Source organism: Microcoleus sp. ARI1-B5 (assembly GCF_036705795.1).
Taxonomy (GTDB): domain Bacteria; phylum Cyanobacteriota; class Cyanobacteriia; order Cyanobacteriales; family Microcoleaceae; genus Microcoleus.
In genome coordinates, this window is the sequence record NZ_JAUBVK010000009.1 from 88,631 (window position 1) to 102,536 (window position 13,906).

Consider the following 13,906-nt stretch of genomic DNA (forward strand, 5'->3'; position numbering starts at 1 on the left):
ATCTCCCACTCCCAGCACAATATAGCCCTATGGGAACGCAGATCCGCCCCAAAAGCCTCCCGACCGAGCTCCCTCGCTGTCTCCCGCTCCAAAACAGCCCCATAACACAGATCCGGAGTTTCGCACAAGAATCTTCCGGAACATTCACGAACAGAGATGAATCTTAGAAAGTATCACCAGAAAACATTTTTTTTCGATTAATTCACCAATCGAAAAAACCGGCTCTACATACTGCAATTGAGGTAATCAGCTTGGCTTGAACGGCTTTTCATCTTGAAAGATGACAGCCGTCACATCCAAGTTTAAAAAACCTTACCTAAATTCAGTTTAAATTTTTTAGGCTGCTTCTAACACACAACTTAACTTATTAAGGAGAACATCCATGAAATTTGTAAAACTCTTGCTAGCCACGGCATTAACGACTGCTGCTATCAGCCCCGCCTTTGCTGCTACTCCGTCAGTTCAAATAGTAGGTGCAAGCTACGGCGGTACCGGTTGCCCAGACCGCTCCGCCAGCGTCACCGTCAGCCCCGACGGTCAAGAACTCAGCATCCTATTTGATAAGTTTGTAGCCCAGGGAAATGTCTCAGCAGAAACCCGGAAAAGCTGCAATCTGACCATTCCCATCAAAGTACCCCAAGGCTTCCAAATTTCGATCTACGATGCCGATTATCGCGGTTACGTTGCTCCTAAAACCAGCGGAAACCTCAGAGCAGAATACTTTTTCGCAGGAACCAAGGGCCCAGTTTATTCTCGCACTTTCAACGGCGAAACCAACTACAACGTTCGAGATAGCTTAGCCACTGTAGCTGATGTTTGGTCTCGCTGCGGCGACAGTGTAAATATGCGAGTCAATGCTGCGATGACAGCCCGCGGTGCCGGCACAGCCACCGTTGACTCCTTCGATTTAGCTCATCGCGGTTTAGTTTATCACGTCAAATATCGCACTTGCCGCTAAGCATAACCGCCAAAAAAACATCACACCGATGACCCGGTTTCGTAAAGGAACCGGGTCATCGGTGCGCTAATGACAATTTTAAGACTTATACCATTTCCCGAAAAATTTGCTACAATGACGCTGAGGTTTTGAGGAAGGTTCTATGAAAGTAAACTACCAAGAAAGAATTGATTTAACATCCGAGGAATTAAAAACAATTCTGGAGCAGCAACGAACCTTGACTAATCGCTCAAAAATTCAAGCACTTTATTGGTTAAAGGCTGGATATAGCCAAAGCCTTACAGATGTAGCTAAACGTCTAGGTGTACATAGAATTACTGTACATAGATGGTTAAAACAATATAGTGCTGGCGGTCTGCAAGAACTGTTAAAAATACGGCAAGCAACTGGTAGGCCCAGAGTAATTCCCTCCGCCGTAATAGCTGGAATTGCAGAAAAATTAAGTGAGGACTCCTGTGAATTCAAGAGTTACAAAGAAATTGCGGCATGGGTAGAAGATAACTATCAGGTATCAGTCAAATATCAAACATTACACAAGCAATTACACTATCGCATGAAAGCAAAATTAAAAGTATAGCAGTTGACAGTTGACCTGTGACAGTTGACAGCTTACTATGTACCCTAATCAAACCGTTTATGCGAGCGGTTTCAGGGAGCTATTGATCGGGTTATTTATGTCCGCGCCAGATGTGGCGGTTGCTATACCAAGGCGTTAGAGTAACAAAAAAGATAATGATGCAGTCTGCTGATTTTTCAACAACCACCATACAGCCTATAATTGAATCCAATCGCTCGGGTATGGCAGCACATAAAACAAGAACTGAGTTGGGTGATTTATGATAATTTAGATACTATTAAATAAAAAGTTGGCACTTATATAGCAATCCTAAATCATTTTCAATAACTGGTTAAGAGGCAGAGCCTCTTAACCGATGTCACTCTTGAAGAGCCTCGTCTGCGAAAATGGAGGCAGAGCCTCCGGATATGCCTTACCAGGCAGAGCCTGGTAACGAGTATAATCATTTAGGATTGCGATATTGAATACTTTTTAACAGTAACAATAGTATCTCTAACCGGGTGGGATTACATTTGATCGGCCCTAGCTACTGTTACATGACCTTTAAAAATTGGTATTAGGTTTGATCGTTCGGACTTTAGTCCGCATAAAAGTCTGAGGACTAAAGTCCTCACTACCAACCTTCTTTCTTCTTCCGACTTCACGCTTGACTTCGGTCAACTGTCAACTGTCAACTGTCAACTGTCAACTGTTAAAACACAGTGCCATCACTTTTAATCTGAATTGGCGGCAATCCACCAGCCCTCAATTCCCCGGCAATTTTCCGCCCCGCCGCCCAAGTTCCGCCTTGCAAAATCTTCACTAGCGGCAATGCTGCCGCACTCAAATGCAGCTTTTCTCGCATAGCTGCGGCAATTTTATCTAAAAGAATCACAGTGAGCGATCGCCATTCTACGATAACTTCCGAACCCGGCAAATAACTCTGCTCAAAAATAGCCGAATCTTTTGCCCGCAGCAGCCCCATATCCAAACACAAACCGCCGTTACGATATTCCGGCAATCCCGTCAACTCGTCCAATCCGGCGACGGCTAAACCGAGTTCTTGTAGCGGTTCCAACAGCGAATAAGTCAACCACTGCGAGAGTTTGTGAAACGGCACAAATTCATCTCCCAAATTTTCTCCTGTCAAAGCCCGATGCCGCCAAACATCACCTAAATTAACGCCACCAATGGCATATCTTCCCGGCCAAATTTCCCCAAAACCTGTCAAAACAGCGCTCAATACTTCAGCACACTTCACAGTTTTGACTCCAGAAACCCGACGGTCGAACAAGTATTTTGCCAAATTACCGGGACGCGGGTTTTCCCTATCAAACAATAATGGATGTTGGCAAATTGCCTTTCCCAAACGCTGCAACAATTCTAATCTGCCTGTTAAACCAACTAGCGGATTGTCTCGGCTTACCTGAAATCCCGCCGCTAAGCTTTCTAGTTTTAATTGAGAAAGTCCGCGAGAATCAGCTTGCCAAGGAAAATCGGGATTGCTGGAAAAAACTCCTTGACAAAACATCCGAAAAGTGGCTACTGCTAACCCTTCAGAACGGCGGTAAACTTGTCCGGTTTGTGCTTCGCAATACTGCCAATCTGCACCGGCACCGGCATCGAGCAAAACGCTGACAATTGCTAAATCAAATTTTATTTTAGCTTGTTCTATGGGTAAAAATTCTGTTAAAGCTGCATCCAATTCGGTGACTCGCGGCAGGTTGCCGGCTTCAAAATGCCGCCAGCGACTGTGAAAGGGAATGTTAAAATCGGGATACTGTTGGCGCGCTGTGTTAATTACATAATTAACTGCTTTGTCGAGTTGGGATAAATCGACGCAGAAGAAACAGAGTTTGTTTTCGGAGGCTAAATTAAAAAGCCGATCGCACTTTTGGCGAATTGCAGCCGGCGTTCTCAGATATTTTACAGTCTCAAGTTCAATTTGATTCAACTTCATACAACCAAACATCGGTAAACATCGTTTTCTTGAAAAAAGTCAAACTGACTGTAATCTAAAAGATTATCTAAAATCGCATTTTTATCGATTTTAATCAGCTTGTATTCCCACTTCGAGCCGCTGACTTCGCGTTTTATTTGATCGGAAACTATCACCGAATTTTTTTCTGTAGCCGGAGATACTATTTTACTTAAATCTTCCAGCCTGTCGGCTATGTTAATATCTTTCCCGTAAGTGCAAGACCGAAATATATACAAATTTCCTTTAGCAATTCCCACCGACAAGCCGCAAGGTATTTGATTCCCGTGAATAAACAGTTTCCAATTCTCGCACAAACTTTCCATTGCAGCTAAGGCTGAGTGAGCTTCCGGGAAAGTCAACAAATGCGAATCGCCAACAATACTCCGAATTGTACCGCCGTATTCTTCGCAAATTGTTTTTTCAAAAGTATCGAAGTTAGTGAGCAAATATTCAACATCTTTGATAGAATTAGATTCTTGATAAGCAATAAAACCTCTCAAATCAGCTTTAATTATTGCTTGATTTTCCACAATTCGCGTCTTATAACTTTGGTCAACTTTGTAAACCTTTTCAGGTTCGCTCATCCCTTTCAAAGAAAACTCGTTGACAAAAGATGTTTGTACTTCGGCTTTGTTGAGTGCCAGCCATGCTGCTTGGGACAAATATATTTCATCCGGCGGAGTTACTGATTCTATGCGCGCGGTTAAATTCACCGTATCGCCAAAGATATCTTTATCTTGATGCAAGACATCTCCTAATGTAATCGACACGCGAATAGCCAATCGTTCGTCGTTCGATTTGCTAGATTGTTCAGCTCTCAATTCTTGCTGCATTTCTATGGCTGCCACAGCCGCTGCCGTGACGCTGGGAAAAATCATCCAAAATGAATCTCCTTCCCCTTTAATCACGCTGCCTTCATTTCTGGTGCTAATATCTGAAATAAAAGTTTTATGAGCGTTTAACAAACTACTTAAGTCCGACTGAGATAATTTTTTAACTCTGGCGGTATAGCCGCAAATATCTGTTTTTACGATAACAGTAGAACGCAAATTAGCCATAACCTACCCTGACCGAGCAAAAACCAACAATAAATTTTCTTTGGCAAAGACGCGAGTGTTCGCGTGCGATCGATCGCGTCAAAGCCTTCTCAATCTCCTAAATCGCGTCCTTTGGCTGCTGCAAGAATTGTAGCATCAGGCACGGGGTCTGGCGTGTAGTAGCCGGCGGCTTTTTTGGCGACGATTTCGACTTGTGCGTCTGCGGGAATCCAATCTTCAGGAATGGGGATGCGATCGACCACCTGAATGCCAGAATTGATAATCGCATTGTATTTCATATCGCTCATGGAAACTAAACGGTCAATGCGAGAGATACCCAACCAGTGCAGCACGTCTGGCATTAGCTCTTGAAACCGCATATCTTGAACTCCGGCAACACATTCAGTGCGAGTAAAATAGGCATCAGCGCGATCGCCGCCTTCCTGCCGTTTTCTGGCATTGTACACCAAAAACTTAGTCACTTCCCCCAAAGCTCTGCCTTCCTTGCGGAAGTAAACAATAACCCCAGAACCGCCGGATTGTGCCGTTTGGATGCAAATTTCAATACCGTGTACCAAATAAGGACGGCAAGTGCAGATATCCGAACTAAACACGTCAGAACCGTTGCATTCATCGTGTACCCGTACCGCCAACGGCTTCTGTGGGTCAGAAATATTCGCGACACCGCCAATAATATAAACCGTAGTTCCGCCAATTGGCGGCAAAAAAACCTGCAAATCCGGCCTCGTCACTAAATCCGAGAACATACCGCCTGTTTGCTCGAACAAGACACGGCGGAGAACGCTTTCTTCAACGCCGATCCGCCGAGCAATTCCTGGCAAATACCACACCGGGTCGATCGCAATTTTAGTTACTGCTAAATTACCGCCTGCTTTGACTATTTTGCCATCAATTTGCACCCGCCCCTTAGCGATAGCATCTTGCAGTTCCGGCATATTAATGTGAGCTTTAGTCACAGCAATTGTCGGTCGAATATCGTATCCCTGCTGGGAAAACGAAGTATAAATTTCGCTCACCAAACCCCCAAACGGATCGAGAGAAACAATCAAATTGCGATCGCCCCAACTCGGGTGCGGCCCGATGCGTGCGGCCGGAGATGTGTTAGTAAAATCGGGGCGGTGATCGGCTTGGAGTGCGCCGCTCGCAACTGCTAGCGCTCGATAAACAGAGTAGGAACCTGAATGAGTGCCGATCGCATTCCGGTGAGACGATTTGCTGAGGCTACCAATCACAGGCCCCCGTTTCAGAGGATCGATTTCTCCCCAGTAAATAGGAAGAGGTTTTGTGCCGGATCTGTCGGGATGGGAAGTTAAAACTATATGCTTGGGTTTTGACACAGTTTTCTTTCTTGCTATAGATACTACTGTTGGTTGGAAGCTTCATTGCAATTTGAAGCAGTGATTTATGATAGCAACAAGATTCATGCTCTGGAAGTATCTGAGATAGCCAAAATTGTGACTCTGGCTTCGGGGCTTGCGTTAAAAATATAAAAATTTTGCATTTGTGCTTCAGCGCGAGCGGGCTGCACTGCCAACACCACAGCTATATATTTAACCCAATTTTCCATAGCAATTATATTTCATATGTCAATGAGATTTTTTTTACTAACCGCAGAGGGCGCAGAGGGCGCAGAGGATTTAGAAAAAAAGAAAGAGGGAAAAAGAGATGTTTATAAATCTTGCAAGGGTTGCTATAGTTACAACTGGTAGCGCTAAATTCTAAAAAAAATATTAACTCACAAAATTAATGTTGCCAAGTACATCTAATTATTTGCTCAAAAATGCTCGCGTGCCCGCTTCTCTTCTAGAGATGCAATCGATCGCGCCGGCGGCTATTACTATCCCAATTAGACAAGCTGAGAACGGTTTGTGTGCGGTGGATTTGGAAATTGCAGCAGGTACGATCGCCCAAATCATCCCCACAGGTACAGAACATTTATTCCCAATTGCAGATAATGCAATTGTCGATTTGTGCAATGGCTTAGTTTTGCCGTGTTTTGTCGATATGCACGCGCATTTAGACAAAGGGCACATTTGGGAACGATCGCCCAATCCCGACGGAACATTTGCTAGCGCGATCGACACAGTACGCGCCGATGCCGAAAAACACTGGAATGCAGAGGATGTTTACCGGCGGATGCAGTTCGGCCTCAAGTGCAGCTACGCCCACGGCACCAAAGCTATCCGCACTCACATCGACAGCGCAGGGGAACAGGGAACCGTTAGTTTAGCAGTATTTGAAGCGCTGCAAGCCGAATGGGGCGATCGGCTAATTTTGCAAGCAGTTTCCCTAGTTTCCCTCGACTATTACCTGACACCCGCCGGCGAAAAATTAGCAGACAAAATTGCCCAAATCGGCGGCATTCTCGGCGGCGTCGCCTACATGAATCCCGATTTAGACAAACAACTCGATCGAGTATTTAGCTTAGCCCGAGAACGCAGTTTAAACCTCGACTTCCACACCGACGAAACCGACGATCCAGAATCAACAACACTGCGGGAAGTAGCAAAAACCGCCATCCGCCATAAATTTAGCGGTCAAATTATCTGCGGGCACTGCTGTAGCTTAGCCGTACAACCGCCAGAGTTAGTAACAGAAACTATCGATTTAGTCAAGGAAGCAAATATTGGCATTGTCAGCTTGCCGATGTGCAACCTTTACCTGCAAGACAGACAATCTGGGCGTACACCGAGGTGGCGGGGAGTGACTGTATTGCATGAACTAAGAGCAGCAGGAATTCCCGTCGCAGTTGCTAGCGACAACTGTCGCGATCCGTTTTACGGATTTGGCGATCACGATGTTTTAGAAGTCTTTAATATGGCAGTCCGCATCGCGCATTTAGATCGGCCTTGGGAAGATTGGCCGCGCACAGTGACAGAGACACCAGCAAATTTAATGGGATTGCCGAATTTAGGAAAAATTGCCGTTGGTTTACCAGCAGATTTGATTTTGTTTAAGGCGCGGAATTTCAGCGAACTGTTATCTAGGTCGCAGCGCGATCGCACAGTTTTGCGGCAGGGTAGAGAAATTGATACAACCTTGCCCGAATACCGCGAACTAGACGATTTGTTGTAAATTAGATAAAATGCAGAATCCGCACCCAACTTCTCTTCCCTTCCCTTCATTTCTCTTCCTTCGCGACAAGAGCGCTTACGCGCGGCGCAAGCCTAACGATCCGAAAGCGGTTCGTTCAAAAAAATCTATTTCACAACGAATCATTTAGGACTGCTATCTTGTCAATTCCCAAGGAATTTGATATAAATATAAAACCTGATGCGATCGAGGATGTTTTAAGTGAAAGCAGTTATTTTATTGTCGGGAGGGCTGGATTCCTCAACAGTTTTGTATCAAGCCAAAGCCGACGGCTGCGAGTGTTACGCGATTTCCTTTGACTACCAGCAAAGGCACCGGCGGGAGTTGGAATCAGCACGGGCGATCGCACTTTCAGCGGATGTTAAGGCGCATCAGGTGGTAAACTTTGACCTGACGCTGTGGGGCGGTTCGGCTTTGACGGATAATGAGATGGAATTGCCGATCGATCGCAACCTTGCAGAAATGTCGCAAAACATCCCCATTACCTACGTTCCAGCTAGAAATACAATTTTTCTCAGCTTTGCCCTCGCCTACGCCGAAACTCTACAAGCTGAGCGAATTTACATCGGCGTCAACGCTTTAGATTATTCCGGCTATCCCGACTGCCGCCTCGATTACATCCAAGCAATGCAGGAAGTATTCCGGTTGGGAACGAAGCAGGGAAGGGAAGGAGAAGCTATTAAGATTGTCACACCTTTAATCGAACTTAAAAAAACAGAAATTATTGAATTGGGCAACAAGTTGGGAGTGCCTTGGGAGCAAACTTGGTCTTGTTATGCAGGCGGCGAAACTGCGTGCGGGGTTTGCGATTCTTGTCGGCTGCGGCTGGCCGCTTTTGAAGAATTGGGGTTGCAAGATCCGGTGCTTTACGCTTAATATGTAGGGTGCGTCAGACGGCAAACCCTAATTATTTCGTACTCGCTTCAAGCCTGACGCACCTTACAAGTTATTTTGTTGGGGTAGTGATTTTGATATTCATTGTTTGATTTGAAAAGGATGCTTCTTAGATGAATTATTCAGATATTGACAGCTTCACCGAATTGGGTAATCGAAAACTGATGCAAACTCGCTTCGATCAATTTGCTGGCGACGGAACCAAATTTGGGATCATCTTGATAGATAGAGATGGATTTATATATTTCAACGATCGCTACGGTCATACTGCTGGCGATGAAAAACTGAAACAGATTGCTAAGTAGATTTGCCAAAATTTACCGGATGGTATTGATGTCTTTAGAACAGGTGGAGATGAATTTTTAATTATTATAAATAATTTGAATATGGCAGAAGTTGTCTTACTAGCACTGCGAATTTGTAAGGCCGTTAATCAGAATTTTTCTCATCTTCCCCCATTGCGAAGATTTTTTTTGTAGGAGCGATATCAGTTATGTAGAAGTTCCTCTTCCGTTGACAGTATCTACAAGCCCTTTTATTGCCAATTTTTACCCAAAAAGCTGTATTTTTTGGGTAAACCCGACCAGATAAAATATTTTTTTAATCAAACCTTAATTAGGTGTTAAATTTGGTTGATTATCATTGACAAGTGTCAGCCTTTAGTAAAAAAAAATGAATTTGCATCGGCGCTTATTTTCAAGTTTTATTTTAGCAACGGTCTTTTTTGTCGCAAGTATATCAGTATCTTTGGCAGAAACTAAGGAAAGCTATCTTACCCTAAATTCGGACGGCAGTCAATCTTATGCAAGTTTAGTGCAGCAGGCGGAAGATTTAGCCGCATTGTCGATCGCCCGCCAGTTTCAAGAAAACCCGGCATTAACAGAAGTTACGGTGATAGTTACAGCCGATCGCAGCCGGCAAAGAGTTCCGGTTTTGCGATCGAGAGTATCCCGCAGCCAGTGGCAGAAAAATTCGAGCATCGAACAGTGGACTAGATATTTTGCGGATGCTAAATTGCTGCTGGGATTCATAGATCCCAATATCTCGCCCGCAAATTCCGGCCAGCCGCAAAGGATTAATGTACCTGCGCCCAGTCGATCGGCATCCCGACAAAACGATCCGGCTTTTCGAGATGATTGATATCATGTTGACAGTTGATAGTTGACAGCTTGCCCCGAGCGAAGCCGAGGGGTTGACAGCTTGCCCCCCGAGCGAAGTCGAAGGGTTGACAGCTTGCCCCGAGCGAAGCCGAGGGGTTGACAGCTTGCCCCCCGAGCGAAGTCGAAGGGTTGACAGCAATGTTTTTAAGTTGACAGCGTAGCAAGTGGACAAAGTTGTTCGCTATCCGCTGTCGGTCTGTCAACTTCGATCGCTGCCAATTTTAACGTTTTTTTAATTAAAATCTTCCCCTACTTTAAATAGTCAGATGTGCAGCGCGCACACTACGAATATACTGACGACTAATTAGCGGCAAATTTAACGTGTTTTTAACCAAAAAATTCCTCTGATTTAATTAACCAAAAGTTTAACTATCCTTAATTTAACAGTAGTAAATTTCTATGGAGACTCGTAAGACTAGGGATGTTGGGTTGAAAAGGAATTTATGTCTAAAATAACTCGCCGACAACTGCTAATTTTCTTCGGCAGCAGTGCAGCTACCACCGTGCTTGCTCCTGGCCTAACTCAAACGCTCTTCGGCATCAATTCCAGCGATGCCAAAGCTGTAGTTACGACATCTTTCACTCCTTTAAGACTTCCCCACCCGCTGCCAATTTATCGAGAACTGTCGAGTTTCATGCCGACGGCTTTGAACGGACAGGGGACTGTGATGAGTGCGTCGGGGGATACTAAATTAACCAGTTACAACGTGGTTGACGATGTGGTTGTGCCGCCGGAATACGAACGTTATGTGATTCTCCGCTGGGGCGATCGCGTTTTCCCCGATCCGGCAGACTATTTCGGCTACAACAACGACTATACAGGCTTCGTAGGCCTGCGCGGCAGCAATGACGACGGCTATCTGTGGGTCAACCACGAGTACGTATCTTTCCCGATGTCGAAAGTTGCACCGGAGGCCCCGTCGGATGTGGCATCTTTTCCAGCGAGCGATCGCGCCGTCCTCGGGATAGACTTATCGGTAAAAAATCAGGCTACCCTCGGCGAATTCCTGTACAATCTCGGCGGATCGATCGTCCGCATCACCAAACAAGCTGACGGACGCTTTGCTGCCATTCCCCGCGATCCCCTCAACCGACGCATTCACGGACTTTCCGGCCTCGGAATCAACAGCCAGCGCAGCGATAAATACAAAGATGTCACCGGATGGGGAACCAGACAAGGCGACAACAACTATCTCACGGGCACGGGCCCGGCAGCCACCCAAGTCTTCGCCACCGTCAACAGCGACGGACTCGGCAACCGCATCATCGGTACAGCTTACAACTGTTCCGGTGGCACAACCCCGTGGGGAACAATCCTCTCCGCCGAAGAAAATTTCCAAGGCAGCGAACTATTCTTCGTGGGAGTTCAGGAAAACATCAAACCCAACGGCGGCCAAACCGGCTACGCCAAGGGAACTACCGGTGAGGAATTCGGCTTAGTCGGCGAAAAATACGGCTGGATGGTAGAAGTCGATCCCCAAGATCCGAGTTTCCGCCCGCGCAAACACACGGCTTTAGGCCGTTTCCGCCACGAAAACGTCGCGATTCGCGCCGAAGCAGGCCGCAGATTAGTAGTGTACATGGGGGACGATCGGCGCGGCGGACACACCTGGAAATTTGTCAGCAACGGTACTGTTACAAATCCCGCAGATAAAACCAACAGCCGCTTATTTGAAGACGGCGTTTTGTACGTCGCCCAATACAATCGCAACGGTGCGGGAAGATGGCTGCCGCTGACAATCAATACCCAGACAAATCCGGTGCGTCCCACCAAAATGGGCGAGGCCGAATTGGCAACTTTTGGCAAAGCTCAAAGAGATGCAAATACTCGCTTGCCAAAACGCGCCGGAATTGCCGGTCAAACCGAAGATGGCGGTTCTTTTGTAGCAGATACAACTAATGAAGCAACAGCACTTCCCGGCTACAGAAATAAAACTCTTGCTAATTTCTACAGCAGCCAAGGTGCGGTTTTAGTTGATGCTTTTTTAGCTGCTAATTTGATTGGCGGCACTCCGACGGCGCGGCCGGAAGATTTGGAAGTTAATCCTACTACTAAGGAAGTTTTCATTTCCTATACTGACGCTGCACCGGGAAGCGACGGCTATCCAGATTCTCGCATTTTTACTGTTGCTAAATACGGTAGCGCACTCAATAGCACCCAGCAGTCGGGAGGAATTTACAAAATAATTGAAGATAGTTCTGACGGTGCTGGTTTGACTTTCCGCTGGCAGCGTTTGGCCCAAGGCGGAGAAGCCGGCACAGTAGCTGGCGCGGGATTTGCGAGTGTGGACAATTTGGCTTTTGACCCTCAAGGCAATATTTGGGGTGTGACTGATATGTCTACTTCTACGCACAACGGTTTTGATGTGGGTGCTGTTGGTAAGCCAAATGCGATCGACCACACGAAGACTGGAAATGTCTCGGATTTTACTGGTGTTTTCGGCAACAATTGGCTGTTTTACATTCCGACATCTGGGCCGAATGCGGGCACTGTAATTCCGTTTGCTTACGGCCCGAATCGGTGCGAAATGACGGGGCCGACTTTTGTGGGAGATACGCTGCTGATTTCGGTGCAGCATCCGGGGGAAGATTGCCCGATCGATGACGGTACTGTTTTGCGCCGCCAAATTGAGATGTTGGATTTAAATGGTGCTGTTTTCAATCAAACTCGGACTGTTTCGCGGGGGAGTTTGTGGCCGAGCAATATCTCGAATGATTCGCGCCGATCGCCGATGCCGTCGGTGATTGGGATTCGCCGCGTGCGAACAAATTCCACTGGCCAGTTTGTTTAGAGCGATCGGCTAAATTGCACGGCATTTTTGTAGGGACACGGCATTGCCGTGTCCTTACTTGTGAGAATAGGTATTACTGCGTTTGGCGCGACACCTAGCCAAAAGTTCAGGTTATTTCCTCCACCTAGAGTCAGTCGCCAGCTAGCCATTTAGCTAATTCAAGACTCAACTAAAAGCTAGAACCTATTTGGGAATAATGTTCTTAGGATTGAAGCTGTGAAAAAGAGATACAATCCACAGTCAATTTTATTAAAAAAATATGACCCAAGTAGATGAATTAGTCCAAAAAATGTTAGACCTTGATGAGGATACTCTCAAGGCACAGCTTGGAATCCGCGCCCAAGCAATAGCGCAAGATACAACGGCGCGATCGGCTTCTCTGGAGAGTCTTGATGAGGCCCTAAGTGCTACTCCGAGAGGTGGAATTCCCGATAGTGCTGATGTCGATTTGGGCGACAAGTTTTTCAATAAATTAAATATCAAATCCTATGATTTGATGTGTGGCGAACTCTTAGACCCTGAACTGACAGCCAAAATTGCGGCAAGCTACAAAGAAAACTCTGATAAAGCAGCGGCATTTTTAGCCCCGACTTTAGCAAGTCAACTCCATTTACCTTTTTCGATGGCCGCGATTGTTGCAGTGTTGATTATCAAAACACTGGTTTCGGCAAGTTCTACAATGGCCTCAACCACATCGGAAACAATTTGCGAAGTTTGGAAAAAAAAGCTAGGAATTGAACCGTGCGATCGCATCAATCAGACAGATAATGACCCAGCTCAACGGCGAGCATTAGAAGATGTAGGCGCTCGCGGTACAGTTACCCTTCAGGACGCTCCCGGCTGTTCAACCGCTGTAGTCCGCCTGCTCGACAAACAGCTTATTGAAGAAATGAACAAGATAGAGCCGAACTGTCTCGTAAGTTTCGCCGATCTCGATGTAGAACTCGGTGAAGGCGTTCACCCTTTTCTTCAGCTTCCCGCAAAAGAAGCACTCGCTCAGGCTATTCGCGATCGCGGTCAAAAACTGCTCGTCAATTCAGCTTACCGGACGATCGCCCAACAACAATTTCTATTCACTCGTGGCTCCAGTTGCGGTTATGACCGCGTTGCAGAACCAGGCTCTAGCGAGCATGAAAGTGGTCTAGCCTTCGATATCGAAGACCCTGAAGGCTGGAGTTCTTTTTTAACAAAGTATGACTGGTATTGGCCTGCATATGCTAACGACCTATGCCACTTCGAGTATCAAGGAAGCGACAAGCAGGACATTAGAGGTACTGCTGTACTAGCCTTCCAAAAACTGTGGAACAGACACAATCCCAACGAACAGATTGACGAGGATAGTGCAGTTGGGCCTGCTACGAAAGAAAAACTCAACAAATCACCTGTAGAGGGTTTCTAAATAGTTGAGAATCCC

12 protein-coding genes are annotated in these 13,906 nt (G+C 46.1%); 8 read left to right on the forward strand and 4 right to left on the reverse strand.

The genetic code is table 11. The features are described 5' to 3' along the window. Positions 1-382 precede the first annotated feature (382 nt). Both QUB63_RS16005 and QUB63_RS16010 read left to right on the forward strand, forming a co-directional pair. On the forward strand, positions 383-958 hold the full coding sequence (locus tag QUB63_RS16005; RefSeq protein ID WP_332946243.1) for a DUF4360 domain-containing protein: 576 nt from the start codon (positions 383-385) through the stop codon (positions 956-958). Positions 959-1,100: 142 nt separating this feature from the next. Further along, entirely contained in the window at positions 1,101-1,535 is a 435-nt protein-coding gene (locus QUB63_RS16010) for a helix-turn-helix domain-containing protein (protein ID WP_332946244.1), read from the forward strand. Positions 1,536-2,226: 691 nt separating this feature from the next. Here QUB63_RS16010 and QUB63_RS16015 read toward each other — a convergent pair. The 4 genes from QUB63_RS16015 to QUB63_RS16030 all read right to left on the reverse strand — a co-directional run bounded on the left by QUB63_RS16015 (position 2,227) and on the right by QUB63_RS16030 (position 6,120). Next, positions 2,227-3,474, reverse strand: coding sequence for a URC4/urg3 family protein (locus tag QUB63_RS16015; protein WP_332946245.1), 1,248 nt, complete (start codon positions 3,472-3,474; stop codon positions 2,227-2,229). Then, positions 3,471-4,553, reverse strand: a complete 1,083-nt coding sequence (locus tag QUB63_RS16020; protein ID WP_332946246.1) for an adenylate/guanylate cyclase domain-containing protein — start codon at positions 4,551-4,553, stop codon at positions 3,471-3,473. The genes QUB63_RS16015 and QUB63_RS16020 overlap by 4 nt, the downstream gene beginning before the upstream one ends. Positions 4,554-4,642: 89 nt before the next feature. Continuing rightward, complete coding sequence (locus QUB63_RS16025) at positions 4,643-5,890, reverse strand: GTP cyclohydrolase II (protein WP_332946247.1); 1,248 nt, start codon at positions 5,888-5,890, stop codon at positions 4,643-4,645. An 83-nt stretch (positions 5,891-5,973) separates the two neighbouring features. Beyond that, positions 5,974-6,120, reverse strand: coding sequence for a hypothetical protein (locus QUB63_RS16030; RefSeq protein WP_332946248.1), 147 nt, complete (start codon positions 6,118-6,120; stop codon positions 5,974-5,976). Positions 6,121-6,299: 179 nt separating this feature from the next. Between QUB63_RS16030 and QUB63_RS16035 the strand changes: the two genes are divergently transcribed. The 6 genes from QUB63_RS16035 (at position 6,300) to QUB63_RS16060 (ending at position 13,891) form a co-directional block, all read left to right on the forward strand. Then, positions 6,300-7,628 carry a cytosine deaminase gene (locus tag QUB63_RS16035; RefSeq protein WP_332946249.1) on the forward strand — a complete coding sequence of 443 codons (1,329 nt, stop codon included), beginning with the start codon at positions 6,300-6,302 and terminating at the stop codon, positions 7,626-7,628. A 219-nt stretch (positions 7,629-7,847) separates the two neighbouring features. Next, entirely contained in the window at positions 7,848-8,522 is a 675-nt protein-coding gene (gene queC / locus QUB63_RS16040) for a 7-cyano-7-deazaguanine synthase QueC (RefSeq protein ID WP_332946250.1), read from the forward strand. Positions 8,523-8,653: 131 nt separating this feature from the next. Next, on the forward strand, positions 8,654-8,845 hold the full coding sequence (locus QUB63_RS16045; RefSeq protein ID WP_332946251.1) for a diguanylate cyclase domain-containing protein: 192 nt from the start codon (positions 8,654-8,656) through the stop codon (positions 8,843-8,845). Between the two features lie 442 nt (positions 8,846-9,287). Beyond that, positions 9,288-9,680, forward strand: coding sequence for a hypothetical protein (locus QUB63_RS16050; protein WP_332946252.1), 393 nt, complete (start codon positions 9,288-9,290; stop codon positions 9,678-9,680). 463 nt (positions 9,681-10,143) lie between these two features. After that, positions 10,144-12,492: a PhoX family protein gene (locus QUB63_RS16055; RefSeq protein ID WP_332946253.1), complete on the forward strand. Its 2,349-nt coding sequence runs from the start codon at positions 10,144-10,146 to the stop codon at positions 12,490-12,492. 259 nt (positions 12,493-12,751) lie between these two features. Beyond that, positions 12,752-13,891: a M15 family metallopeptidase gene (locus QUB63_RS16060; protein WP_332946254.1), complete on the forward strand. Its 1,140-nt coding sequence runs from the start codon at positions 12,752-12,754 to the stop codon at positions 13,889-13,891. Positions 13,892-13,906: the final 15 nt, after the last annotated feature.